Source organism: Kitasatospora sp. NPDC041917, assembly GCF_055589745.1.
The window spans coordinates 103,229-128,075 of record NZ_JBVJBI010000017.1 but is presented as its reverse complement, the minus strand read 5'-3'; the positions used below and the strand labels follow the sequence as shown (position 1 = coordinate 128,075).

Annotated in this window: 25 protein-coding genes; 18 read left to right on the top strand and 7 right to left on the bottom strand. The window is 73.2% G+C overall.

From position 1 onward, the window contains the following. The first annotated feature begins 71 nt into the window (after positions 1-71). Positions 72-3,605: a DNA polymerase III subunit alpha gene (gene dnaE, locus ACZ6EM_RS21925; protein ID WP_465773047.1), complete on the top strand. Its 3,534-nt coding sequence runs from the start codon at positions 72-74 to the stop codon at positions 3,603-3,605. 88 nt (positions 3,606-3,693) lie between these two features. Here dnaE and ACZ6EM_RS21920 read toward each other — a convergent pair whose 3' ends face one another. After that, a complete protein-coding gene (locus tag ACZ6EM_RS21920; RefSeq protein ID WP_465773046.1) occupies positions 3,694-4,581 on the bottom strand; it encodes a LysR family transcriptional regulator in 888 nt (295 codons plus the stop codon). Positions 4,582-4,674: 93 nt separating this feature from the next. On the opposite strand from ACZ6EM_RS21920, the gene ACZ6EM_RS21915 reads away from it, so the two are divergent. From ACZ6EM_RS21915 to ACZ6EM_RS21890, 6 genes are all read left to right on the top strand, one after another. Beyond that, the gene (locus ACZ6EM_RS21915) at positions 4,675-5,562 is read left to right on the top strand and encodes a dihydrodipicolinate synthase family protein (RefSeq protein ID WP_465773045.1); all 888 of its coding nucleotides are present in this window, start codon (positions 4,675-4,677) and stop codon (positions 5,560-5,562) included. 114 nt (positions 5,563-5,676) lie between these two features. Continuing rightward, positions 5,677-6,726 (top strand): aspartate-semialdehyde dehydrogenase, encoded by a 1,050-nt coding sequence (locus tag ACZ6EM_RS21910; RefSeq protein ID WP_359908324.1) that lies wholly within the window; start codon positions 5,677-5,679, stop codon positions 6,724-6,726. Between the two features lie 322 nt (positions 6,727-7,048). Beyond that, positions 7,049-8,398: an NYN domain-containing protein gene (locus tag ACZ6EM_RS21905; RefSeq protein WP_465773044.1), complete on the top strand. Its 1,350-nt coding sequence runs from the start codon at positions 7,049-7,051 to the stop codon at positions 8,396-8,398. 78 nt (positions 8,399-8,476) lie between these two features. After that, positions 8,477-9,475, top strand: coding sequence for an ABC transporter ATP-binding protein (locus tag ACZ6EM_RS21900; RefSeq protein ID WP_401049655.1), 999 nt, complete (start codon positions 8,477-8,479; stop codon positions 9,473-9,475). Beyond that, positions 9,472-10,281, top strand: coding sequence for an ABC transporter permease (locus tag ACZ6EM_RS21895; protein ID WP_380355618.1), 810 nt, complete (start codon positions 9,472-9,474; stop codon positions 10,279-10,281). Before ACZ6EM_RS21900 ends, ACZ6EM_RS21895 begins: the two co-directional genes overlap by 4 nt. Positions 10,282-10,429: 148 nt before the next feature. Continuing rightward, entirely contained in the window at positions 10,430-11,233 is an 804-nt protein-coding gene (locus ACZ6EM_RS21890) for a P-loop NTPase family protein (protein WP_452178449.1), read from the top strand. A gap of 102 nt (positions 11,234-11,335) precedes the next feature. On the opposite strand, the gene ybaK is transcribed toward ACZ6EM_RS21890, so the two are convergent. The 3 genes from ybaK to ACZ6EM_RS21875 all read right to left on the bottom strand — a co-directional run bounded on the left by ybaK (position 11,336) and on the right by ACZ6EM_RS21875 (position 14,304). Beyond that, positions 11,336-11,830 carry a Cys-tRNA(Pro) deacylase gene (ybaK, locus tag ACZ6EM_RS21885; RefSeq protein WP_401053545.1) on the bottom strand — a complete coding sequence of 165 codons (495 nt, stop codon included), beginning with the start codon at positions 11,828-11,830 and terminating at the stop codon, positions 11,336-11,338. Positions 11,831-11,852: 22 nt separating this feature from the next. Next, a complete protein-coding gene (locus tag ACZ6EM_RS21880) occupies positions 11,853-12,581 on the bottom strand; it encodes an LON peptidase substrate-binding domain-containing protein (RefSeq protein ID WP_380548708.1) in 729 nt (242 codons plus the stop codon). Positions 12,582-12,723: 142 nt separating this feature from the next. After that, on the bottom strand, positions 12,724-14,304 hold the full coding sequence (locus ACZ6EM_RS21875; protein ID WP_401053547.1) for an oxidoreductase: 1,581 nt from the start codon (positions 14,302-14,304) through the stop codon (positions 12,724-12,726). Positions 14,305-14,395: 91 nt separating this feature from the next. Between ACZ6EM_RS21875 and hisD the strand changes: the two genes are divergently transcribed. From hisD to hisF, 8 genes are read left to right on the top strand one after another with little or no spacing between them, the layout of a single operon-like run. After that, the gene (gene hisD, locus ACZ6EM_RS21870; RefSeq protein ID WP_465773043.1) at positions 14,396-15,703 is read left to right on the top strand and encodes a histidinol dehydrogenase; all 1,308 of its coding nucleotides are present in this window, start codon (positions 14,396-14,398) and stop codon (positions 15,701-15,703) included. A 23-nt stretch (positions 15,704-15,726) separates the two neighbouring features. Next, positions 15,727-16,863: a histidinol-phosphate transaminase gene (locus ACZ6EM_RS21865; RefSeq protein ID WP_452178448.1), complete on the top strand. Its 1,137-nt coding sequence runs from the start codon at positions 15,727-15,729 to the stop codon at positions 16,861-16,863. A gap of 5 nt (positions 16,864-16,868) precedes the next feature. Further along, on the top strand, positions 16,869-17,462 hold the full coding sequence (gene hisB / locus ACZ6EM_RS21860; RefSeq protein WP_049650368.1) for an imidazoleglycerol-phosphate dehydratase HisB: 594 nt from the start codon (positions 16,869-16,871) through the stop codon (positions 17,460-17,462). Then, a complete protein-coding gene (locus tag ACZ6EM_RS21855) occupies positions 17,459-17,611 on the top strand; it encodes a hypothetical protein (protein WP_359908297.1) in 153 nt (50 codons plus the stop codon). Before hisB ends, ACZ6EM_RS21855 begins: the two co-directional genes overlap by 4 nt. A gap of 51 nt (positions 17,612-17,662) precedes the next feature. Continuing rightward, entirely contained in the window at positions 17,663-18,298 is a 636-nt protein-coding gene (gene hisH / locus ACZ6EM_RS21850; protein WP_359908295.1) for an imidazole glycerol phosphate synthase subunit HisH, read from the top strand. Positions 18,299-18,318: 20 nt separating this feature from the next. Beyond that, positions 18,319-19,041 carry a bifunctional 1-(5-phosphoribosyl)-5-((5-phosphoribosylamino)methylideneamino)imidazole-4-carboxamide isomerase/phosphoribosylanthranilate isomerase PriA gene (gene priA, locus ACZ6EM_RS21845; RefSeq protein ID WP_401050672.1) on the top strand — a complete coding sequence of 241 codons (723 nt, stop codon included), beginning with the start codon at positions 18,319-18,321 and terminating at the stop codon, positions 19,039-19,041. Next, complete coding sequence (locus tag ACZ6EM_RS21840) at positions 19,038-19,556, top strand: RidA family protein (RefSeq protein WP_452178447.1); 519 nt, start codon at positions 19,038-19,040, stop codon at positions 19,554-19,556. The genes priA and ACZ6EM_RS21840 overlap by 4 nt, the downstream gene beginning before the upstream one ends. After that, on the top strand, positions 19,553-20,323 hold the full coding sequence (gene hisF / locus ACZ6EM_RS21835; protein ID WP_359908289.1) for an imidazole glycerol phosphate synthase subunit HisF: 771 nt from the start codon (positions 19,553-19,555) through the stop codon (positions 20,321-20,323). The genes ACZ6EM_RS21840 and hisF overlap by 4 nt, the downstream gene beginning before the upstream one ends. 143 nt (positions 20,324-20,466) lie before the next feature. Here hisF and ACZ6EM_RS21830 read toward each other — a convergent pair whose 3' ends face one another. Continuing rightward, the gene (locus ACZ6EM_RS21830) at positions 20,467-21,246 is read right to left on the bottom strand and encodes a VOC family protein (RefSeq protein ID WP_401050667.1); all 780 of its coding nucleotides are present in this window, start codon (positions 21,244-21,246) and stop codon (positions 20,467-20,469) included. A 269-nt stretch (positions 21,247-21,515) separates the two neighbouring features. Between ACZ6EM_RS21830 and ACZ6EM_RS21825 the strand changes: the two genes are divergently transcribed. Further along, positions 21,516-22,061, top strand: a complete 546-nt coding sequence (locus ACZ6EM_RS21825; RefSeq protein ID WP_401050665.1) for a SigE family RNA polymerase sigma factor — start codon at positions 21,516-21,518, stop codon at positions 22,059-22,061. Beyond that, the gene (locus tag ACZ6EM_RS21820; protein ID WP_465773042.1) at positions 22,061-22,699 is read left to right on the top strand and encodes a PASTA domain-containing protein; all 639 of its coding nucleotides are present in this window, start codon (positions 22,061-22,063) and stop codon (positions 22,697-22,699) included. The genes ACZ6EM_RS21825 and ACZ6EM_RS21820 overlap by 1 nt, the downstream gene beginning before the upstream one ends. A gap of 44 nt (positions 22,700-22,743) precedes the next feature. Here ACZ6EM_RS21820 and ACZ6EM_RS21815 read toward each other — a convergent pair whose 3' ends face one another. Both ACZ6EM_RS21815 and ACZ6EM_RS21810 read right to left on the bottom strand, forming a co-directional pair. Beyond that, positions 22,744-23,388 carry a TIGR03085 family metal-binding protein gene (locus ACZ6EM_RS21815; protein WP_465773041.1) on the bottom strand — a complete coding sequence of 215 codons (645 nt, stop codon included), beginning with the start codon at positions 23,386-23,388 and terminating at the stop codon, positions 22,744-22,746. 9 nt (positions 23,389-23,397) lie between these two features. Then, positions 23,398-24,024, bottom strand: coding sequence for a TetR/AcrR family transcriptional regulator (locus ACZ6EM_RS21810; protein WP_465773040.1), 627 nt, complete (start codon positions 24,022-24,024; stop codon positions 23,398-23,400). Between the two features lie 111 nt (positions 24,025-24,135). Between ACZ6EM_RS21810 and ACZ6EM_RS21805 the strand changes: the two genes are divergently transcribed. Continuing rightward, positions 24,136-24,804 (top strand): hypothetical protein, encoded by a 669-nt coding sequence (locus ACZ6EM_RS21805; RefSeq protein ID WP_465773039.1) that lies wholly within the window; start codon positions 24,136-24,138, stop codon positions 24,802-24,804. Positions 24,805-24,847: the final 43 nt, after the last annotated feature.

Sequence of the window (24,847 nt, the reverse complement as noted above, 5' to 3'; positions counted from 1 at the left end):
CAGGGCATCCCCTGTGACCTGCGCGTTCGCCGGCCCACCAGACCAGCACCAGAGCCTCCGGAGGCCCCGCCTTGAGCGATCAGCCGTTCGCGCATCTGCACGTCCACACCGAGTACTCGATGCTGGACGGTGCCGCCCGGCTGAAGCAGATGTTCAAGGAGGTCGAGCGCCTCGGGCAGACCCACGTGGCGATGACCGACCACGGCAACATGTACGGCGCCGCCGAGTTCCACCGGCAGGCGACCGACGCGGGCATCACCCCCGTCATCGGCATCGAGGCGTACGTCGCCCCGGAGTCCCGCTCCAACACCAAGCGCATCCTGTGGGGCCAGCCGCACCAGAAGCGGGACGACGTCTCCGCGTCCGGCGCGTACACCCACAAGACCATCTGGGCCCGCAACAAGGAGGGCCTGCACAACCTCTTCAAGCTGACCTCGCGCTCCTACGCCGAGGGCTGGCTGGTGAAGTGGCCCCGGATGGACAAGGAGCTGATCGCGGAGCTGTCCGGCGGCCTGATGGCCACCACCGGCTGCCCCTCCGGCGAGGTGCAGACCCGGCTGCGCCTCGGCCAGGTCGACGAGGCCCTGAAGTCCGCCGCCGACTACCAGGACATCTTCGGCAAGGAGAACTACTTCCTGGAGCTGATGGACCACGGCCTCGACATCGAGAAGCGGGTCCGCGACGGGCTGCTGGAGATCAGCAGGAAGCTCAACATCCCCCCGGTCGTCACCAACGACTCGCACTACACCACCGAGGCCGACGCCGGCGCGCACGACCTCCTCCTCTGCGTCCAGACCGGCAAGAACCTCTCCGACCCGGACCGCTTCCGCTTCGACGGCACCGGCTACTACATCAAGTCCGCCGCCGAGATGTACGCCCTCGACTCCTCGGACGCCTGGCAGGAGGGCTGCCGCAACAGCCAGCTCCTCGTCGCCTCCCGGGTCGACACCGAGGGCATGTTCAAGTTCAAGAACCTGATGCCCCGCTTCCCCATCCCGGAGGGCTTCGAGTCCGAGGCGGACTTCTTCAAGTCCCAGGTGTGGAAGGGCATGGACTGGCGCTTCCCGAACGGGTACGACGAGGAGCACAAGAAGCTCGCCGAGTACGAGATGGACACCATCATCCAGATGGGGTTCCCGGCGTACTTCCTCGTGGTCGCCGACTTCATCATGTGGGCCAAGAGCCAGGGCATCGCGGTGGGTCCCGGCCGTGGTTCGGCGGCCGGCTCGCTGGTCGCGTACGCGATGGGCATCACCGACCTCGACCCCATCCCGCACGGCCTGATCTTCGAGCGCTTCCTCAACCCCGAGCGCATCTCCATGCCCGATGTCGACATCGACTTCGACGAGCGCCGGCGCGGTGACGTGATCCGCTACGTGACGGAGAAGTGGGGATCCGACAAGGTCGCCATGATCGTCACGTACGGCACCATCAAGGCGAAGGCCGCCATCAAGGACTCCTCGCGCGTCCTCGGCTACCCGTACGCGATGGGTGACCGGATCACCAAGGCGATGCCGCCGGACGTCATGGGCAAGGGCATCCCGCTCTCCGGCATCACCGACTCCTCGCACCCGCGCTACAGCGAGGCCGGCGAGATCCGCGGGCTGTACGAGACCGACCCGGACGTCCGGAAGGTCATCGACACCGCGCGCGGCATCGAGGGCCTGATCCGCCAGCCCGGTGTGCACGCCGCCGGCGTCATCATGTCCGCCGAGCCGCTGACCGACCACATCCCGGTCTGGACCCGGCACACCGACGGCGTCACCATCACGCAGTTCGACTATCCGACCTGTGAGGGCCTCGGCCTTCTCAAGATGGACTTCCTCGGCCTGCGCAACCTGACGATCATGGACGACGCCGTCAAGGCGATCGAGAAGAACAAGGGCGAGAAGATCGAGCTGCTCAAGCTGCCGCTCGACGACAAGCCGACCTACGAACTCCTCGCCCGCGGCGACACGCTCGGCGTCTTCCAGCTCGACGGCGGGCCGATGCGCTCGCTGCTGCGCCTGATGAAGCCCGACAACTTCGAGGACATCTCCGCCGTTCTGGCGCTGTACCGTCCGGGCCCGATGGGCGTCAACTCCCACACCAACTACGCGCTGCGCAAGAACGGCCAGCAGGAGATCACCCCGATCCACCCGGAGCTGGAGAAGCCCCTGGAGGAGGTGCTCCGGCCGACGTACGGCCTGATCGTCTACCAGGAGCAGGTGCAGAAGGCCGCGCAGATCCTGGCCGGCTACTCGCTCGGACAGGCGGACCTGCTGCGCCGGGCCATGGGCAAGAAGAAGAAGGAGATCCTGGAGGCGGAGTTCGTCCCCTTCCAGAAGGGCTGCCGCGAGCGCGGCTACTCGGACGCGGCCATCCAGGCCGTGTGGGACGTCCTCGTCCCCTTCTCCGGCTACGCGTTCAACAAGGCGCACACCGCCGGCTACGGGCTGGTCTCGTACTGGACGGCCTACCTCAAGGCCAACTACCCGGCCGAGTACATGTCCGGCCTGCTCACCTCCGTCAAGGACGACAAGGACAAGTCCGCGGTCTACCTCAACGAGTGCCGCAAGATGGGCATCCAGGTGCTGCCGCCGGACGTCAACGAGTCGGACTCGGACTTCACCCCGCACGGTGACACCCTGGTCCGCTTCGGCCTGACCGCCATCCGCAACGTCGGCGGGCCGGTGGTCGATTCGATGATCCGGACCCGGAAGGCGAAGGGGAAGTTCTCGTCCTTCCCCGACTTCCTGGACAAGGTGGAGTCGGTGGTCTGCAACAAGCGGACCGTCGAATCGCTGATCAAGGCCGGTGCCTTCGACTCGCTCGGCCACACCCGCAAGGGCCTGAGCGCGCAGTTCGAGCCGATGATCGACAACGTCGTCGGCGTGAAGCGCAAGGAGGCCGAGGGACAGTTCGACCTCTTCGGCGGCGACGCCACCGCGGACGAGCCGAGCTTCGGCCTGGACGTCGTCTTCTCCGAGGAGGAGTGGGAGAAGTCCTTCCTGCTCACCCAGGAGCGGGAGATGCTCGGCCTGTACGTCTCCTCGCACCCGCTGCACGGCATCGAGCACGTGCTCGCCGACAAGGCGGACTGCGCGGTCGCGGACCTCGCGGAGCGGCCGGACGGGACGATCATCACCATCGGTGGCATCATCTCGGGCCTCCAGCGGAAGATGACCAAGCAGGGCAACGCCTGGGCCATCGCGACCGTCGAGGACCTCGCGGGCTCGATCGACTGCATGTTCTTCCCGGCCAGCTACCAGCTGGTCTCCTCGCAGCTCGTCGAGGACGCCGTCGTCTTCGTGCGCGGCAAGCTGGACAAGCGGGAGGACGTGCCGCGGCTGATGGGGATGGAGCTGTCCGTCCCCGACCTGTCGAACGCGCACGCCGAGGCGCCGATCGTCATCAACATCCCGAGCGGGAAGGTCACCCCGCCGCTGGTGGCCCGGCTCGGCGAGGTGCTGGGCAGCCACCGCGGCACCACCGAGGTGCGGGTGCGGCTGGAGGGCCGCAACAAGACCACGGTGCTGCGACTGGACCGGCACCGGGTGAAGTCGGACCCGGCGCTGTTCGGGGACCTGAAGCAGCTGCTCGGGCCGAGCTGTCTGGCGGGTTAGCGCGGAGGCGAAAGGCCCGGGGCACCCGTCGCGGTGGGCGCCCCGGGCCTTTCGTGTCCGGGGAGGAGCCCCTCCCGGGCGCTCTGGCTCAGGTGCCGCCGCCCAGGCCCGGCGGGACGGCCGTGTGCAGGGCGGAGACGAAGGCGGAGATGGCCGGGTGGGAGCCGGCGCCGGCGCGGAAGGCGGCGCGGGTGCGGCGGTACATCGGCAGGCGGGTGAGGACGACCCCGGGCGGGAGGCCGGCCGTGCCCAGGTGGGGGACCAGGGCGACGCCCTGGCCGGCCGCGACCAGGGCCAGCACGGTGGTGAAGTCGTCGATCTGGTGCCGGATGCGCGGCGCGAAGCCCGCCGCCTCGCAGGCCCGGACGGCCATGGTGTGGCAGAGCGTGTCGGGCGGGGACATGATCCACGGGGCGCCGCGCTGCTCGGCGACGGTGCCCGGGGTGCGGGCGGCCAGGTACATGGGCTCGGTGAAGACCGGGCGGGTCACCGCGAGGCCCGGCTCCGGGTCGGCCGGGACGAGGTCGTACTCGTGCACGAGCGCCACGTCCAGCTCGCCCGCCCGCAGGGCCGCGCCGACGGCCGCCGGGTCCACCTCGGTGACCATCGGTTCCAGCCGCGGGTGCCAGCCGGCCAGCTCGGCGAGCACCGCCGGGATGATCGCCCGGGCCGCCGACGGGTAGGTGCCGATCCGCAGTGGTCCCGCCAATCCCCGCTTGGCGTGGGCGAGTTCGGCGTCGGCCTGCTCCAGCAGGGCGAGCACCGCCTCGGCGTGCCGGACGAGGCCCAGCCCGGCCGGGGTGAGGGTGACCCGCCGCCCGGTGCGCTCCAGCAGCGGGACGCCCGCCTCCTTCTCCAGGACGGACAGCTGCTGGGACACCGCCGAAGGGCTGAAGGAGAGCGCCTCGGCGACGGCCGCGATGGTGCCGAGGTGGGCGAGTTCGCGCAGCAGGCGCAGGCGTCGGACGTCCAGCATCGGGCCAGCCTAGTCGAGCATCGGCTCAGCTTACGAGAAGCGTCGGAAATATGAACTGGACCTGGGCGATCGACGGGCCGCAGGATCGTGGACATGGAACTCAAGGGCATCCACGTCCCCCTGATCACCCCTTTCGCCGCCGACGGCTCCGTCGCCCTCGACGCGCTGGAGAAGCTGGCGCACGAGGTCCTGGACGCCGGGGCGGCCGGGCTGGTCGCGCTCGGCACCACCGGCGAGCCGGCCGCGCTGACCGCCGAGGAGCGGGACGCGGTGGTGGACGTCGCCGCGGCCACCTGCGCCGCGCGCGGGGCGCAGCTGACCGTCGGAGCCTCCGGCGGCGACACCCGGGCCGTCGGCGAGGCGCTGACCGTGCTCGGCGCGCGGGTGCCGCGGGCGGTGGCGCTGGTCACCACGCCGTCCTTCGTCCGGGCCGGCGAGGCCGGGACGGTCGCGCACTTCCGGGCGCTGGCCGCGAGCAGCCCGCTGCCGCTGATCGTCTACCACATCCCGTACCGCACCGGGCAGCAGCTCTCCACCGCCGCGCTGCGCGAACTCGCCGCGATCGAGGGCGTGGTGGGCGTCAAGTACGCGACCGGAGGGTTGGACCGGACGGCCGCCGAGCTGCTCGCCGACGCCCCCGCCGGATTCGCCTTCCTCACCGGCGAGGACGCGTTCCTCTCGCCGATGCTGGCGCTGGGCGCGGCCGGCGGCATCCTCGCCTCCGCCCACCTGGCGACCGCCCGGTTCGTCGAGCTGGCCGAGGCCTGGCAGGCCGGGGACGTGGCGCGGGCGCGGGCGCTCGGGCACCGGCTGACCGGGCTGGCGCTGTCCGCCTTCACGGCGCCGAACCCGTCGGTGACCAAGGGCGTGCTGCACGCCCAGGGCCGCATCCCGACTCCGGACGTGCGGCTGCCGCTGCTGCCGGCCGGGCGGGCGGAGGTCGACGCCGCGCTGACCCTCGCCAGTGGTCTGGACCATTAGGGTCCGTCCGGGCGGCCTCTCACACCGTGGAACACCAGGCCGCCCCACCCGCGTGACAAGGCATGATGGGCAGAGTGCGGCTGTGAACAGCACCATTCAGAGGAGTAGTCGGAGATGAAGATCGGCATTGTCGGTGCCACCGGCCAGGTCGGCGGCGTGGTCCGCGAGATCCTGGCGGAGCGCGCTGGTCGTGAAGGCGGACTGGGCCCGGTGGAGCAGCTGCGGCTGTTCGCCTCGGCCCGCTCGGCCGGACGCACGCTGCCCTGGCAGGGCACCGAGGTCACCGTCGAGGACGCGGCCACGGCCGACTACACCGGCCTGGACATCGTGATCTTCTCGGCCGGCGGCTCCACCTCCAAGGCCCTGGCCCCCAAGGTCGCCGCGGCCGGTGCCGTCGTGATCGACAACTCCTCCGCCTGGCGCCGCGACCCCGAGGTCCCGCTGGTCGTCTCCGAGGTCAACCCGGAGGCCGTCGCGGACCGCCCCAAGGGCATCATCGCCAACCCGAACTGCACCACCATGGCCGCCATGCCCGTGCTGCGCCCGCTGCACGAGGAGGCCGGCCTGGCCGCGCTCGTCGTCTCCACCTACCAGGCCGTCTCCGGCAGCGGTGTGGCCGGCGTCGCCGAGCTCCAGGACCAGGCCGCCAAGGTCGTCGAGCTGGGCGCCGCCGCGCTCGCCCACGACGGCGGCGCCGTCGAGTTCCCGGAGCCCAAGGTCTACCAGCGGCCGATCGCCTTCAACGTGGTGCCGCTGGCCGGCTCCGTCGTCGACGACGGCTCCAACGAGACCGACGAGGAGCAGAAGCTCCGCCACGAGAGCCGCAAGATCCTCGGCATCCCGGAGCTGAAGGTCGCCGGCACCTGCGTGCGCGTCCCGGTGTTCTCCGGCCACTCGCTGCAGATCAACGCCCGCTTCGAGCGCCCGATCAGCCCCGAGCGCGCCGTCGAGCTGCTCAGCGGCGCCCCCGGCGTCGAGCTGTCCGACATCCCCACCCCGCTCCAGGCCGCCGGCCGGGACCCGAGCTACGTCGGCCGCATCCGGGTGGACGAGACGGTGGACAACGGACTGTCGCTGTTCGTCTCGAACGACAACCTGCGCAAGGGCGCCGCGCTGAACGCCGTCCAGCTGGCCGAGCTGGTCGCCGCCGAGCTCAGGGGCTGAGCGCCTCCGGTCCCGCGCGGGGGCCGGACCCCCGGGCCGGACCACCGGCGTCCACAGGGTCGGAACACCGCCGCGTGACCTCGGGCGGGCCTCGTCGTTGTACGGGGCCCGCCTTCGCTTTCGTCCGCTCCGCGCCGGGGCGGCTGTTGCGGTGCCGGGACAACCGGCGAGGTTCGGCGGGCGAACCGGGGGTAAAAGGTGACCCAACGATCGGGCGACGACGGGGGCCCCTCACCTCGGCACGCCCGGACGGCGGGAGGACCGCCCATTCCCGAATCGACCCACCCGACTGATTCCGAGGGCGAGCGAAAAGAGGTGCGCGATGGACCGCTGTGTCGTCCTGGTGGACGCCGGATATCTGCTGGGCGCCGCCGCCAGCCTGCTCGCCGGGGATCCGTCCCGGTCCAAGGTCACGGTGAACCACACCGCCCTGATCACCGCACTGCGCGAGCGCGCCGAGGCCGAGACCGGGCTGCCGCTGCTGCGGATCTACTGGTTCGACGCCGCGCCCGACCGGCGCCCGATGCCCGAGCACCGGCGGCTGCGGGTACTGCCCCGGGTCACCGTACGGCTCGGCGCGCTCACCCGGGCCGAGGGGCGCTGGGTGCAGAAGGGCGTGGACGCCGCGATGCACGCCGAACTCTCCGAACTCGCCCGCAACCGGGCCTGCGCCGACGTCGTGCTGATCACCGGTGACGGGGACCTGCTGCCCGGCATGATGACCGCCAAGGAACACGGGGTGGCCGTCCACCTGTGGGCCCTGCAGGCCGCCGACGGCGACTTCAACCAGTCCGAGGACCTGGTCGGCGAGGCGGACGAGCGGCGGGTGCTGGACCGGGAGTGGATCGAGGGGTCCTTCTCGCTGCGGGAGCACTCCAGCATGTTCCCGGCCCCGGGGGCCCGGCAGGAGATCGCCAAGATCCTCGCCGCCCCGCCGGCCGCCCCGCCCGCCGTCCTGCCCACCGTGGTGCCGCCGGTGGTCCGTCCGGTGGCCGCCGCCTCGGCCGCCGCGGCCCCCGCCGCGGCCTCGGCGGGAGCGGACCCCGACGCCGACGGCCGGCCGCAGCCGGCCGCGGCCGCGCTCAAGGTCGTCCCGACGCCGAAGGACCTCGCCGGCAGGGCCTCCTCCGTCACCGCGATCACCCCGTCGGCGAACGGAACCAACGGCCCCGCGGCCACCGGCCACGCCGCGAACGGGCACGCCGCGAACGGGCACGGGGTCAACGGGCACGGAGCCGTCGCGCAGGCCGGGCCGGTGCTGCGCTGGTCCTCCGACCGCGGCTGGGTGGACCGGCCCGCCCCGGAGCCCGCCGTCACCGCCGGCGACAGCCTGCCCACCCTCGCCCAGCTCACCACCGCCGAGCAGCGCTGGGCCGACCGCGAGGAGGACATCACCTCCATCGGCGGTGACGCCCACGAAGTCGGGCAGGTCTTCGCCCGCCGCTGGAGCGACCGCGTCGGCGACACCGAGAGACTCACCATGCTCTGGCCCGACTACCCGCGCATCCCGCACCGGGTGGACGGCGAGCTGCTGCGCTACGCCGCCCGCTTCGGGCTGCTGGCGCACAAGGACGACCAGATCGACGAGCACGACCGCTACGCCATCCGGGCCGGGTTCTGGAAGGAACTGGCGGCCCGGGTGCCGGGCGGGTCGATGGTCGTCGACGACTGAGCCGGCCGGTCGGCGGCCCGGGGGTCGGCAGGGCCCCGTTGTCCGGTTCGCCCGTACGAGCGCGTAGAGTCGTCGGTCGTGAACGAGACGGCCGGGCGAGCACCCGAGGAACCCCAGCCGTGCGCCGTCGTGCGCGACCTGGTCAGGACCTACCGCAGCGGGCGCGGCGCGGCCGCCACCGAGATCCGGGCCAACGACGGGATCACCCTCACCGTCCGCAGGGGCGAGATCTTCGGGCTGCTCGGGCCCAACGGAGCCGGGAAGTCGACGCTGGTGCGCCAGCTCACCGGGCTGCTGCGCCCCGACGCGGGATCCGTCGAACTCTTCGGCCACGACATCGTGCGGCACCCCGAGCGGGCCGCCCGGCTGCTCGGCTACCTCGGGCAGGAATCCACCGCGCTGGACGAGCTGACGGTGGCGCTCGCCGCCGAGACCACCGGACGGCTGCGCGGCCTCACCCGGGCCCAGGCCCGCGGTACGGCCGCGGACGTGCTGACGGAGCTCGGGCTGGAGCCGATCGCCACCCGGCCGCTCGCCAAGCTGTCCGGCGGACAGCGGCGGCTCGCCTGCTTCGCGGCCACCCTGGTGGGGGACCGGCCGCTGCTCGTCCTGGACGAGCCCACCACCGGCATGGACCCCGTCGCCCGGCGGGCCGTGTGGAGCGCCGTGGACCGGCGGCGCGCCGAGCACGGGACGACGGTGCTGCTGGTCACCCACAACGTGATCGAGGCGGAGACGGTGCTCGACCGGGTCGCCGTGGTGGACGACGGCCGGGTGATCGCCTGCGACACGCCCGGCGGGCTCAAGGCGCTGGTGGACGGTGACGTCCGGCTCGACCTGGTCTGGCGGGACGAGGCGCCGGTCGGCGTGCCCGCCGTCGCCGCGCTGCGCGAGCGGGCCGAGTGCACCGGCCGCCGCTGGACCGTCCGCACCACCCCCGAGCAGGCCCGCGAGCTGGTCGCCGCCGTCACCACCGGCCCGGCCTTCGCCGCCCTCGACGACTTCACCCTCGCCACCCCGAGCCTTGAGGACGCGTACCTCAAGCTGGGCGGCCGCCACGGAGGACTGGCCAAGTGACGCTGCTCTCGGTGCCCCCGCGGACCGACCGGTCCACGGCCGCCCCCGCTCCGCTCGCCCCCGCGGCCAGGCTGCTGCCGGCGCTCGCGGCCGTGTACCGGGCGCAGCTCGCCCGGGCACGGGTGGCGCGCATCCCGCTGCTGTTCGTGGCCACCTTCCAGTCCGTGGGCATCCTGGTGATGATGCGGGGCGTGGTGGACGCCGGGCAGTCCTCGGAGGCGCGGTCGGTGGTCGCCGGGTCGAGCGTGCTGGTGGTGGCCTTCGTCGCGCTGAACCTGCTCGCCCAGTACTTCGGGAAGCTGCGGGCCACCGGCGGGCTCGACCACTACGCGACGCTGCCGGTGCCGGCCGCCTCGGTGGTGCTGGGGGCGGCCGCCGCGTACGCCTCCTTCACCCTGCCCGGGACGCTCGTCACGGCGGTGTTCGGGGCGGTGATGTTCGGGCTGCCGCTCGGGCAGCTGTGGGTGCTGCTGGCGGTCGTGCCGCTGGCCGGGGCCGCGCTGTCCGGGCTGGGAGCGGCCTGCGGGCTGCTGGCGCCGCGCCAGGAGATCGCGACGATGCTCGGGCAGCTCGGGATGTCGGCGGCCCTGCTGCTGGGCGTGCTGCCGGTGAACCACCTGCCGCAGCCGGTGCAGTGGCTGCGGGACCTGCTGCCGTCCACGTACGGGGTGGACGCCTTCGCGCGGACGTTCGCGCCGGATCCGGACTGGGCGCTGGTGCTCGGGGACCTGGCGGTCTGCGCGGGGGTGGGCGTGGTGTCGCTGGCCGTCGCCACCTGGGCGTACCGGCGGGCGGTCTCGCGGTAGGGCGTTGCGCGTCGGGCCGTCCCGCGGTTGCTGCCCGGTGCGGGCCGGTGCGGGCCGGTGCGGGCCGGTGCGGGCCGGTGCGGCGGTCGGTACGGCGGTCGGTACGGTGGTGGGTCGTTCGAGTGGCCGTCGTGAAACGATGGGGTCCGTGACCGTACCGAACACACCTCCGGATCCCGCCCCCGCCGACGTGCACGGCCCGCACGGCGTGCACGACGCGCGCGATGCGCAGGCGGTGCCGGACGCAGCGTCCGACCCGTTCGCGCCGCCGTACGGGGCCACCGCCCTCGGGCACGGGACGACCCCGCTGGGGCAGCGGCTGCTGCCGGAGGTCCGGGTCGGGGCGGGGATCGTGGTCGCCTGCCTGGTGGCCGGTCTGGTGGTGGCCGGGCTGTGGGCCTGGCTGGCGCCGAAGGTGCCGCTGGTGGTGGACGGGGACCGCATCCTCTACGCCGACCCCGAGGGGGAGCAGCGGGCCGGCGCCGACGCGGTGTTCGTGCTCATCTGCCTGGGGGCGGGGATCCTGACCGCGCTCGGCGCCTTCCTGATCACCCGCAGGCGCGGCGGCGGCATCGCGGTCGCGCTGGGGCTGACCGTCGGCGGGCTGCTCGGGTCGATCGGGGCCTGGCGGATCGGGCGCTGGCTCGGGCCGGGCAACGACCTGATCGGCGAGGCCCGGCGGGTCGGCAACGGCGGGCACTTCGACGCGGGCATCGACCTGGGGGCGCTGGGGGCGCTGCTGGTCTGGCCGATGACGGCGATGGTGGTGCTGCTCCTGCTCTCGGCGGCGTTCGGGAAGCGCGAGGAGGACCCGCCGCCGTACTGGGCGCCGGTGGCGCAGTCGCCGCTGGGGGTGCCTCCGGCGGGGGCGCCGGCGGGGCCGTGGGCCGGGCCGTACCCGGCACCGGGGTCGCAGCCGGGGCCGGGAACGGGGAGCGGTGCGGGGCACTGACGTACGCGTCGTCCCCGGAGCCACCGAGCCCCGGAGCCCCCGCTTTCGCGGGGGAGGGGCTCCGGGGGCGCTCGGCAGGGCCCGGAAGGTGCTCGGCGGCGCTCAGCGGGCGATGGGGGCGGTGCTGGCCCTGGTGAGGCTGACGAGGTCGCCGGGGGCCAGTTCGACTTCGAGGCCGCGGCGGCCCGCCGAGACGTAGACGGTGGGGTGGCCGAGCGCGCTGGCGTCGATGACGGTCCGCAGCGGGCGGCGCTGGCCCAGCGGGGAGATGCCGCCGAGGACGTAGCCGCTGCTGCGCTCGGCGGCGGCCGGGTCGGCCATGGCGGCGCGCTTGCCGCCGACGGCCGCCGCCAGGGCCTTGAGGTCGAGCTGGCCGGCGACCGGGACCACGCCGACGGTGAGGGTGCCGTCCACGTCGGCGACGAGGGTCTTGAAGACCCGCTCGGGGGCGATGCCGAGGACCTCGGCGGCCTCGCCGCCGTAGGAGGCGGCGGCCGGGTCGTGGTCGTAGGCGTGCACGGTGAACGGGACGGCGGCGGCTTCCAGGGCGACGGTGGCGGGCGTGCCCTGGCCGCCCTTTCTGGGCTTCTTGGCCATGTCGGGTCCTCGGGGTCCTCGGTCAGTTGGGGCTGAAGCGCTGGCGGGTGAGGTCGGCGGCGGGCAGCGAGGGCAGCCAGCTGAGGACGGCGCTCTCGCGGCGCAGCAGGTCGAGTTCGGCGCGCAGCCGCTGGGCGTTGTCCGGGCAGGCGAGCAGCTGCTGCTTGACCGGGGTCTCGAACACCGAGGCGGCGGCGACCAGGTAGGAGAGCACCTGCGGGTCGTCCGGGAGCTCCTGGTGGCCGACGGTGCTGGCCTCGCGGGCGCCGGCCAGGCGCTTCTGGTAGACCCGGAACGCCCGCTCGACCTCGGAGGCCAGCGCGCCGGAGCCCTCGCCGGGGCGCTCCTCGATCGGCTCGATCTCACCGGTGAGGTACGGGCCGGAGACGTCCGCCGAGCGCAGCCGGAACCGGGTGGTGCCGGTGACCAGCAGCTCGTAGCGGCCGTCCGGCTGGTGCTCGACCGAGGCGATGTCGGCGACGCAGCCGATGTGGAACATCGCCTCCAAGGGGTCCCCGGTGGCGGTGCCGAGGCCGTCGAGCGGGCCGGCCGGGCCGCCCTCGGGTCTGACCGGGGCGACCTCCCGGCCGTCCCTGATCGCGAGCACGCCGAACCGCCGGGGGGTGTCCTCGGACTGTTCGAGCAGGTCGGCGACGAGACGGCGGTAGCGCTCCTCGAAGACGTTCAGGGGCAGCACCAGGCCCGGGTAGAGCACGGTGTTCAGCGGGAAGAGCGGCAGCCGTTCTGTCACGGCGGACAGCGTAGTTCCCCGGGCGGGGGCCTTGTCGCACGGTCTGCGGGGTCGGCCGGTCGACGAGGCGGCCGCCGACGGGCCGATCGCCGACCGCCGGCCTCCGACGGCCGATCGGCCGACGGACCGGCCGTCGGCCGGCTCAGCCGCGCTGGAGCATCCTGGTGGCGCCGGTGACGACCGTGGAGGCGAGCAGCCACCCGATCACGACCAGCCCGGCGGAGATCCACTGGGCGAGGCCGCCGGGGTTCCAGCCGCCCTGGTTGAGGTCCACGATCGGCAGCAGCTGGTTGAGGGTGTACAGCACCGGGTTCCAGTGCGGACGCTCGTCGGCCTTGAGCGGCGCCAGCGGGTGGGTGGCGAACCAGAGGCTGCCGAGGATCCAGGCGAGCAGCAGCCACAGACCCGCCCGGCCGGGCCGGTAGCCGTAGCCGACGGTGACGTCCTGGACCGCGCCCCAGACCCGGGCGGGCAGCGGCAGGGTGCGCCGGCGCCGGCGCTGCTTGGCGTACAGCACCTCGCGGGCGTCGTCGTCGGCGCCGTCGCGGCGCAGGGCGGCGGCGAGCTGCTCGTAGGACTCCGGCTGGAAGTCCACCGAGGAGCCCTCCAGCCAGGCGATCCGCTGCTGGACGGCGAAGGGGCGGGCCGGGCGCAGGTTCTCGTACACGAAGCCGGTGAGGCGCAGGTGCTTGCCGAGCGGCCACGCCTCCGGGGCGTCGACCAGGTTGCCGACCCGGGCGCGGGAGAGCGAGACGGTGCCGGTGGGGCGGAACTTGCAGGTGAAGCGCAGCTCGGGGGTCTGGATGCGGCTCAGCGCGAGTTCGTCCGTGTCCGCCAGGTGGAACTCGCCGGAGATCAGGCAGGCGCTGTCGAAGCGCGAGTCGGAGAGGCGGACCTGGCCCCAGGCGCGGAACGGGGTGACCGGGCCGTCCGGCGGCGGGTACTCGCCGTAGCCGGAGCCGTAGTAGCCGCGGGAGCCGGACCAGCCGCGGTCGGCGGAGCCGGTCAGGTACAGGGTGTGGCCGACACTGACCCGGACGGCGTTGAAGCAGATGCGGTTCTTCTCCGGGACGGCGCGCAGCTGGGCGCCGCGCAGCGAGAGCCGGCCGCCTATCCGGGCCGTCCTTATGCTCAACTCGCCCGTGGTCTCCAGGCGTTCGGCCTCGAAGTCCTGGTTGACGGTGATCCCGTCGGCGGAGACGGCACGGGCGAAGCGGTCGCCGCCGACCACCGTCTGGTTGAGCAGCAGGTCGGTGCCGATCTTGGAGTCGGTGAGCCGGATGCCCTCGGGGACGCGGCAGCGGGCCAGGTGGAGGTCGCCGGTGGTGGAGAGCCGGGAGGCCTCCAGCCGGGGGATGAGGCAGCCCACGAAGCGCAGCGTCGAGGCCACGGCCTCGGACATCAGGATCTTCTGGTCGAAGCGGCAGCCGTGGACCTCGACGTAGCGGTCGATGTCGGCGCCGGCCAGCTTGAGCGCCCCGGTGACCAGCACGCCGCTGAGCCGCAGCGAGGCGACCCGCCCGGCGGCGGGCTCCGGGCCGGCCAGCAGCAGGTGGGCGAGCACCTCGGCGCGGACGGTGCGCTCGGGGCCCCAGACGGCGTCGCCGAAGGGGTCGTCGGCCTCCGCCTCGCCCGTACGAAGGTCCAGGATCTCGCCCTCGCGGTAGGCCTCCCAGAGCCTCCGCTCGACCCCGTTCCAGCCCTCCGGAGCACGCTCCGCCATGGTTTCCCCCGTCCCCCCGGTCGTCTCGCCCTTCGTATCACGGACTGAAATGCGGGACCAGCGGTTCCGGCCACTCCTTACACTGGGTGGCGTGATCTCTCGAATCGACCTCCGCGGCTCGCTCGACGACCCGCGTGACCTGCTGCCCCGTGCCGAGTTCGACGTCGCGGCCGCCCTGGAGAAGGTGCGGCCGATCGCCGAGGACGTACGCCATCGCGGGGTCACGGCGCTGATCGAGATCACCGAGCGCTTCGACGGCGTCCGGCTGGAGTCGACCCGGGTCCCGGCCGAGCAGCTGACCGCGGCACTGGAGACGCTGGACCCGAAGGTCCGGGCCGCGCTGGAGGAGTCGATCCGCCGGGCCCGCGCCGTGCACGCGGACCAGCGCCGCACCGGGCACACCACCCAGGTGGTGCCGGGCGGCACGGTCACCCAGCGCTGGGTGCCGGTCGAGCGGGTCGGCCTGTACGTGCCGGGCGGGCTGGCGGTCTACCCGTCCTCCGTGGTGATGAACGTGGTGCCGGCCCAGGCGGCGGGCGTCCGGGGCATCGCCGTCACCTCGCCGCCGCAGAAGGAGTTCGGCGGCCGCGTCCACCCGACCATCCTGGCGGCCTGCGCGCTGCTCGGCGTGGAGGAGGTGTACGCCGTCGGCGGCGCCCAGGCGGTCGCGATGTTCGCCCTCGGCACCGAGGAGTGCGCGCCGGTGAACATGGTCACCGGCCCGGGCAACATCTACGTGGCCGCCGCCAAGCGCTACTTCGCCGGCCGGATCGGCATCGACTCCGAGGCCGGCCCGACCGAGATCGCCGTCCTCGCCGACGACAGCGCGCTGGCGTCCGACGTCGCCGCCGACCTGATCAGCCAGGCCGAGCACGGCCCGACCTCCGGCTCGGTGCTGGTCACCGACTCCCCGGCACTGGCCGACGCGGTCGAGGCCGAGCTGGCCGTGCAGGTCGCGAGGACCAAGCACGGCGAGCGGGTGGCCGAGGCGCTGGGCGGCAGGCAGTCCGGCATCATCCTGGTCGACGACCTGGAGCAGGGCCTCGCCGTGGTCAACGCGTACGCGGCCGAGCACCTGGAGATCCAGACCCGCGACGCCCACGCCGTGGCGGCCCGGGTGGTCAACGCCGGCGCGATCTTCATCGGCCGCTGGACCCCGGTCTCGCTGGGCGACTACGCGGCCGGCTCCAACCACGTGCTGCCGACCGGCGGCTGCGCCTGCCACTCCTCCGGGCTGTCGGTGCAGACCTTCCTGCGCGGCGTCCAGGTCGTCGAGTACGACCGGGAGGCGCTGGCGGACGTCGCCGCGCACGTGGTCACCCTGGCGAACGCCGAGGACCTGCCGGGGCACGGGGACGCGATCAAGGCCCGCTTCGACTGGACGGTTCCCGGCTCGTGACTCCTGAGACTCCTGTGACCCCCGTGCCCGCCGTGACCCCCGAGTCGGCGGCGGCCCGCACGACCCGCATCGACGACCTGCCGGTCCGGGACGAGCTGCGCGGCCAGTCCCCGTACGGCGCGCCGCAGCTGGACGTGCCCGTCCAGCTGAACACCAACGAGAACCCGTACCCGCTGCCCGAGGAACTGGTCGCCCGGATCGCCGAGCGCGTCGCCGAGGCCGCCCGCGGGCTGAACCGCTACCCCGACCGGGACGCGGTCGAGCTGCGCGAGGGCCTCGCCGCGTACCTCGGGAAGACCACCGGCTTCCCCGTCCGGCGTGAGCAGGTGTGGGCGGCCAACGGCTCCAACGAGGTGCTCCAGCAGCTGCTGCAGACCTTCGGCGGCCCCGGCCGCAGCGCGCTCGGCTTCGAGCCCTCGTACTCGATGCACGCGCTGATCTCCCGGGGCACCGGCACGGCCTGGATCTCCGGGCCGCGCAACGAGGACTTCACCATCGACGTGGACGCCGCCGTCGCCGCCATCGCGGAGCACCGGCCGAACGTGGTCTTCGTCTGCTCGCCCAACAACCCGACCGGCACCGCCGTGGACGCCGACACCGTGCTGCGGCTGTACGAGGCCGCGCAGGCCGCCCGGCCCAGCCTGGTGGTGGTGGACGAGGCGTACGTCGAGTTCTCGCACCGCGCCTCGCTGCTGCCGCTGATCGAGGGCCGCCCCAACCTGGTGGTCAGCCGTACCATGTCCAAGGCCTTCGGCGCGGCCGGGCTGCGCCTGGGCTACCTGGCCGCCGACCCGGCCGTGGTGGACGCGGTGCAGCTGGTGCGCCTGCCGTACCACCTGTCGGCCGTCACCCAGGCCACCGCGCTGGCCTGCCTGGAGCACACCGACACCCTGCTGGGGTACGTCGGGCGGCTCAAGGAGGAGCGCGACCGGCTGGTCGACGCGCTGCGGGGAATGGGCCTGGAGGTCACCGACTCGGACGCCAACTTCGTCCAGTTCGGCCGCTTCGCCGACACCCACGCGGTGTGGCAGGCCATCCTCGACCAGGGCGTCCTGGTCCGCGACAACGGCGTCCCCGGGTGGCTGCGCGTCACCGCCGGCACGCCCGCCGAGAACGACGCCTTCCTGGACGCCGTCCGCACTGTGATCAAGGAGCTGTAACCCCCATGTCCCGCATCGGACGCGTCGAGCGCACCACCAAGGAGACCTCGGTCCTGGTCGAGATAGACCTCGACGGCACCGGGAGGACCGACATCTCCACGGGCGTCGGCTTCTACGACCACATGCTCGACCAGCTCGGCCGGCACGGCCTGTTCGACCTCACCGTCAAGACCGACGGCGACCTGCACATCGACACCCACCACACCATCGAGGACACGGCCCTCGCGCTCGGCGCCGCCTTCAAGCAGGCGCTCGGCGACAAGGTGGGCATCTACCGCTTCGGCAACTGCACGGTGCCGCTGGACGAGTCGCTCGCCCAGGTCACCGTGGACCTCTCCGGCCGGCCGTACCTGGTGCACACCGAGCCCGAGGGCATCGCGCCGATGATCGGCTCGTACGACACCACGATGACCCGGCACATCCTGGAGTCCTTCGTGGCCCAGGCGCAGATCGCGCTGCACGTCCACGTGCCGTACGGGCGCAACGCGCACCACATCGTGGAGTGCCAGTTCAAGGCGCTGGCCCGGGCGCTGCGCTACGCCGCCGAGCGCGACCCGCGCGCGGCCGGAATCCTCCCGTCGACCAAGGGTGCGCTGTGAGCAATACCGCGATGATCCTCATCTTCGTCGGCCTCTTCCTGGCCGGCGGAGTCATCTCCTTCTGGAAGCAGAAGCACTCGAAGAGCGTCATCCTGGTGCTCGCCTTCGGCTCCGTGATGTGCCTGGCCTCCGGCCTCCTGCGCCTGTAGACCCGCCGCCCGAGACCCGCCGCCCGCCGCACAGAGACTGGACACCTGAACATGGGCAAGAACGTCGTCGTCCTCGACTACGGCTCCGGCAACCTCCGCTCGGCGCAGCGCGCCCTGGAGCGGACCGGAGCGGACGTCACCGTCAGCTCCGACTACGACACCGCGATGGCCGCGGACGGTCTGCTCGTCCCCGGCGTGGGCGCCTTCGAGGCCTGCATGCGCGGACTGAAGTCCGTCCGCGGGGACTGGATCGTGGGCCGCCGGCTCGCCGGCGGCCGACCCGTCATGGGCATCTGCGTCGGCATGCAGATCCTCTTCGAGAAGGGGGTCGAGCACGGCGTGGAGACGGCCGGCTGCGACGAGTGGCCGGGCACCGTGGAGCCGCTGGACGCCCCCGTCGTCCCGCACATGGGCTGGAACACCGTGGACGCGCCCGCGGAGAGCCGGATGTTCGCCGGCCTCGACCCGCAGACCCGCTTCTACTTCGTGCACTCCTACGGGGTGCGGCACTGGGAACTGGAGGCCCACAGCGCGCGGATCAACCCGCCGCTGGTCACCTGGGCCACCCACGGGCAGCCGTTCGTCGCGGCCGTCGAGAACGGCCCGCTGTGGGCCACCCAGTTCCACCCCGAGAAGTCCGGCGACGCCGGCGCCGCCCTGCTGACCAACTGGGTCAACACCCTCTGACTGTCTGAGAGTTGGATCTGATGAGCCTCGAACTGCTGCCCGCCGTCGACGTCCGGGACGGTCAGGCCGTCCGCCTGGTCAAGGGCGCCTCCGGCACCGAGACCTCCTTCGGCGAGCCGCTCGCCGCCGCCCTCGCCTGGCAGAACGCCGGCGCCGAGTGGCTGCACCTGGTCGACCTGGACGCCGCCTTCGGCACCGGCTCCAACTACGAGCTGCTGCGCGACGTCACCGGCCGGCTGGACATCAAGGTCGAGCTGTCCGGCGGCATCCGCGACGACGAGTCGCTCGCCCGCGCGCTCGCCACCGGCTGCACCCGGGTCAACCTCGGCACCGCCGCCCTGGAAGCCCCGGAGTGGGTCGCCAAGGCCATCGCCGAACACGGCGACAAGATCGCCGTCGGCCTGGACGTCGTCGGCACCACCCTGCGCGGCCGCGGCTGGACCCGCGACGGCGGCCAGCTCTTCGAGGTGCTGGAGCGCCTCGACCAGGAGGGCTGCGCCCGCTACGTCGTCACCGACGTCAACCGGGACGGCACCCTGACCGGTCCCAACCTCCAGCTGCTGCGCGATGTCTGCGCCGCGACCGCCAAGCCCGTGGTCGCCTCCGGCGGCGTCTCCTCGCTCGACGACCTGCGCGCCATCGCCTCGCTCGTCCGCGAGGGTGTCGAGGGAGCCATCGTGGGCAAGGCACTCTACGAGCAGAAGTTCACCCTCGAAGAGGCCCTGGAGGCGGTTTCAGGATGACGGATGGTCGGATCGTACGCGGCGAGGTCGAACACGGCGCGGTCGGGCACGGCGCGGTCGGGCACGGCGCGGTCGTGCGCGGCCGGGTCGGCGGATTCTCCCCCTGGGAGGACGAGTTCGGTTACTCCCGGGCGGTCGCCGCGGGGGACCACGTGCACGTGGCCGGCTCCACCGCCTGGGTGGACGGCCGGATCGAGCACGAGGGCGACCCGTACCGGCAGACCCTCGCCGCGTTCGGCGTCGGGCTCAAGGCCCTGGCCGCGTACGGTCTGACCATCGACGACGTGGTCCGCACCCGGATGTACATCACCCACGTCCGCGACGCCGAGGAGGTGGGCCGCGCCCACCGCGAACTCTTCGACGCCGCACGCCCGGCGGCCACCATGGTGGTGGTCGAGGGACTCATCGACTCCCGGATGATGGTCGAGATCGAGCTCGACGCCTACCGGTCCGGGCTGGCGAAGACCCTGGAAGCACTGGAAACCCTGGAAGCCCTGGAAGGCGAACAGCCGTGACCCTCGCAGTACGTGTCATCCCCTGCCTGGACGTCGACGCCGGGCGGGTGGTCAAGGGCGTCAACTTCCAGAACCTGCGCGACGCCGGCGACCCGGTCGAGATGGCCAAGCTCTACGACGCCGAAGGCGCCGACGAGCTCACCTTCCTCGACATCACCGCCTCCTCCGGCGACCGGGAGACCACCTACGACGTGGTCCGCCGCACCGCCGAGCAGGTCTTCATCCCGCTGACGGTGGGCGGCGGCATCCGTGCCGTCGAGGACGTCGACAAACTGCTGCGGGCCGGCGCCGACAAGGTCGGCGTCAACACCGCGGCCATCGCCCGGCCCGAGCTGATCCGCGAGATCGCCAAGCGCTTCGGCCGGCAGGTCCTGGTGCTCTCGGTGGACGCCCGGCGCTGCCCGCCCGGGACGGAGACCGAGTCGGGCTACGAGGTCACCACGCACGGCGGGCGGCAGGGCACCGGCCTGGACGCCGTCGAATGGGCGGGCCGCGCCGCCGAGTTGGGCGCGGGCGAGATCCTGCTCAACTCGATGGACGCGGACGGCACCAAGGACGGCTACGACCTGGAGATGATCCGGGCCGTGCGCAAGGCCGTCTCGGTGCCGGTGATCGCCTCCGGCGGGGCGGGCAGGCTCGCCGACTTCGCGCCGGCCGTCGAGGCGGGCGCGGACGCGGTGCTGGCCGCCAGCGTGTTCCACTTCGGGGACCTGCGGATCGGCGACGTCAAGGGCGCGCTGCGCGAGGCCGGGCACCCGGTGCGCTGACGTTCGGCGCGTTCGTTTGCGTGTGCGCCTGGTGTTCGGCGTGTGCGCTGGCGCTCGGCGCGTGCGTTCCGTGCGCGTTCCGTGCGCGTTCCGTGCGTGAGGAGGGCCCGCGGTTCCCGGAACCGCGGGCCCTCGCCGCACGCTCAGGACTCCTGGGGCTCGCCCTTGATCAGCGCGAAGGGGGCGCCGTTCGGGTCCGCCAGCCAGGCCAGCCGGCCGACGTTCTCCACGTCCGAGGCCGGCATCAGCACCGAGCCGCCGGCCGCCGTCGCCCTGGCGATCACCGCGTCCACGTCCTCGGCGGCGAAGTACGGCGTCCAGGCGGAGGGCTGCTCCGGGGACATCGTCGGGGCGATGCCGCCGAAGCTGGTGTCCCGCTGGTCGCCCTCGGCGGTGGAGAGCACCCGGTAGGTCATGCCCGGCGACGGCTCGAAGTTCTCCACCCGCCAGCCGAACAGCTGCCGGTAGAAGGCGAAGGCGCCGTCCTGGTCGGAGGTGTGCAGTTCGGCCCAGACCAGGGCGCCCTCCTCCGACACGGCGTCCAGGCCCTTGGTGTTGCCGGCCTGCCAGACGGCGAACCGGGCACCCTGCGGGTCCGAGAACTGTGCCAGCCGGCCCTCCTGCATCACGTCCATCGGCTCGACCAGGACCTTGCCGCCGGCCTGCCGGACGGCATTGGCGGTGGCGTCCGCGTCGGAGCTGCGGAAGTACGTCGTCCAGGTGGACGGGTCACCCTCGTTGAGCGAGCCGATCGCGCCGACGGTCTTCCCGTTCAGCTGGACGAAGCCGTAGCCACCGGTGTCGGGGATCTCCAGGAAGGTCCAGCCGAAGACCGTGTTGTAGAACGCGGCCGTGGCGGGGATGTCCGGGCTGCCCAGGTCGATCCAGCAGGGCGAGCCGATGGGGAAGTCGGTGGTGAGCATGGCGGTGTGCCCTTCGACGGATGGGACGGCCGGGCGGCCCGGGGCGGACCCCGGCCACCTGCGAGTCTGCACCCGGGCACTGACATCCGCAGCCGGGGAAGCCGCCAGGGAAGCTGCCGGGGAGACGGCCGGGGACGGCCTGGGACGGCCTGGGAGACGGCCGGGGCCCGCTGTGAGCCGCGTCACTTCCCCGCCCGCGGTGCAGCAGCGGGCGGACGGGCGCCGTCAGGGGGGTGGAAGAGACGGCGGGAGAGAAAGTGAGGCCACGGGTGAGGCTGCGCAGGGCCAGTCCCGGGATCGACTTCGTCGAGTTCGTGGAACAGCGTGCGGGCGCGCTGTTCCGCACGGCGTACGTGCTCACCGGGGACGCGCACACCGCGGAGGACCTCGTGCAGGAGGCCCTGGAACGGGCCTGCCGACACTGGCGGCGGGTCGCGCGCGCGGAGGTGCCCGAGGCGTACGTGCGCCGGATCCTGGTGAACCTGGCCAACGACCGCTGGCGGCGCCTGCACCGCTCGGGTGAGCGCCCCGCGCCGGAGCCCGTCATCGAGCACCCCGACCCCCGCGATGCCTACCGGTCGGTGGAACTGCGCGCCGAGCTCGTCGCGGCGCTGCACACCCTGCCGATGGGGATGCGCACCGTGGTCGTCCTGTACTACCTCCACGACCTGGGGGACCGGGAGATCGCGCAGACCCTCGACATCTCCCCCGGCGCCGTGCGCTCGCAACTCGCCCGCGGGCTCGCGAAACTGCGGGCCGCGCTGCCCCGGCAGGACGTCCCGTCCGCGTCGTCGACCTCGCGTGAAGGTGCGTGATGATCCGCTTCCCGCCCCAGGACCCCGCTTCCGCCCCCGCCCCCGACCCCGGCTTCGACAAGGAACTCCTCGCCGCCATGACCGCTTTCGCCGACAACACCCCCACCCCCGTGATCGACGCCGCCGGAATCCGGCGCGCGATGCGCCGTCGCACCGCTCTCACCGGGGTCGCGGCGGTGGCGGCGGTGGCCGCCATCGCGACGGGCGCGGCCCTGCTCCTGCCCGGATCGCCGGGCGGCGGCGGCCCGGCGGGGACCGCGCCGGGCCCGGCCGTCCAGTCCGCGCCACCGGCCCCTGCCTCGCCCGCCTCCCCTGCCGCTTCTTCCGCTCCTTCCGCTCCTTCCGCTCCGGTGTCGGCGTCCGCTCCCGCGCCGTCGGCGACCGAAGGCGCCCCTTCCCCCGCCGCCCCGCCCGCGCCCGGCACCGCGACCGTGACCGTCCCCGCGGTCGCCGGCCTGTCCCGGGACGCCGCCACCCGGCTGTTGGACGCGGCCGGGCTGCGCTACGAGGTCCACGAACTCACCGACTGGAAGGTGCCCGCCGGGTCGGTCGTCAACTCCGAGCCGCAGGTCGGGCGCACCGCGGCGGCGAACAGCGTCGTCCAGCTGTTCGTCTCCAAGGGCCGCCCCGGAAGCTGACCGCCCACCCTCTGCCGAGAGGCCGCACCCACCCTCTGCCGCCGCTACTTCGGGGGCAGCGGAAGGACGTGGCGCAGGGCCTCGACGGCGTCGGAGGCGCCGTCGACGGTGAGGGCGGTCAGGGCCCCGCGGCCGTACGTGAAGAGCACCAGCTCGCCGGGTTCGCCGGTGACGCGGACGGTGGCGGCTCCGGCCGGGCCGACGGTGAGGGAACGGCCGTCCGGGTGGGTGAGTGCCAGGCGGACGGGGGAGCGGCGGCCCGCCTCCAGGCGGGCGATGAGCGGGAGGCGGCGCCAGAGGGCCTCGGCGCGCCCGGGCGGTACGGGCTGAGCGGTCCAGTCCTCGGCCGCCCGTACGACGTCCTCGGCGTGGACGAAGTACTCCACGGTGTTCGCCGCCTCGTCCGCGCCGGGCAGGGCGAACGGGGAGTAGACCGGAGGCCCGGCCCGGAACAGCCGCACCAGTTCCTCGTACGGCCGCTCGGCGTACCCGTCCTGCACCCGCCGCGTCCACCCGGCCAGCACCCCGACCCGGATGCCGGCCGCCGCGTCGGGCCGGCGCTCCCGGACCACCAGGTGGGCGGCGAGGTCCCGGGTGGTCCACCCGGCGCAGAGCGTGGGCGCGTCCGGCCCGGCGGCGGTGAGGAGTTGGGCGAGCCGGTGGCGTTCGGCGAGGGCGTGGTTCGACATGCCGTCAGCCTAGGGGAGCGTCGCGATGCCGGCGCAGAGCAGGCGGACGCTTCGCGCGAACTTCTCGTCCTGGCTGTGGCGGGGTGTGGACGGGTCCATGAGGAGGGGGAACCGTTCGCGCAGTTCGGTGTAGAGCTCGGCGGTGACGGGTGGGGGTGTCGCGGGCTGGTTCTGTTCCTGGAGGACGAAGCCGGTGACGTGACTGAGCAGGGTGTCGGCGGCGATGGCGCAGTGCTCGGCGGGCAGACCGGCGTCGAGGAGGGTGCGCAGGAGGCGTTCCATCAGGGAGAGGGCGCCGGTGCTGAGCATGCCGGGGCTCTCGGCGAGGAGTTGGGCGCCGCCGGGGTGCTGTTTGATGCTCAGGCGCAGGGCGATGGCCTGGGCCTGTGTGCGGTCCTGCCAGGTGGCGGTGGGCGGGAGGGCGGTGAGGGCTCGGGTGCCGGCGTCGTAGGCCCGGCGGCAGACCCGGTCGGCCATCAGGGCGAGCAGTTCGTCCTTGCCGCGTACGTGGTAGTAGAGGCTGCCCGCGTGGGCGTCGAGCCGGTCGGCGACCTGGCGCATGGACAGGTTCTGGTAGCCGACCTCGGCGAAGACGGCCATGCCCGCGTCGACGATGCGGTCCTTGGTGAGCTTCATGCCCCTCACCGTACAGCGTTTTCCAACACTGTTCGAAAACTGTGCTAGCTTTGCCCCATCAAGTTTTCGAACGGTGTTGGAAAACGCCGGAGCCAGGGGGAGGAGCCGGACATGGGGGCGATCGTCTTCAACGTGACCACGGCCGCACTGATGGTCATGATGGTCAACTGCGGGCTCGGCGTGGTGGGCCGCGAGACCCTGCGCGGACGCCCGCTGCCGTGGGCCGCGATCGCCCTGGCCGCGGTCGCCGTCGCGGGCGTGCTGCTCCAACTCCTCTGGTCCGGCGCGATGGACGCGCTGGACGCGGACCCCGCCAAGTCCGGCTGGTGGCGCGAGCTCACCTCGGTGTTCCTGCAGAACGGCGGCCTGTTCGGCGGCCTGTGGAACCTCGTCACCCTCGCCGCCGTCGCCGCGCTCGCCCAGTGGTACTGGGGCGGTCCGCTCACCCTCGGCTTCTTCCTCGCCGGCATCCTGCTGCCCGGCCGCATCGACACCCTGCTCGGCCTCGGCGGCGGCCCCAGCGCCGACCCGCGCAATTTCGCCGGCAGCTCCGGCGCCACCTACTTCCTCGGCGCCACCCTCGCCCTCGCCTTCCTCACCCGCACCCGCCTCCCCAAGGAGATCGCCCTGGCCGCCGGAGTCCCCGCGCTCGGCCTCGCGATGTGGCTCGCCCAGGAGAACGGCCACGGGCTGGTGTCCGTCTACGGCTTCGCCCTCGCGGCGGCCGTCTGGGCCGTCCGCCGCCGCCTGCCCCGCCCGGCCCCCGGCCGGACGGCCTGACCCCGCGACCCGGCGGCGGCAGCGACCTCGACACGGAGCGACG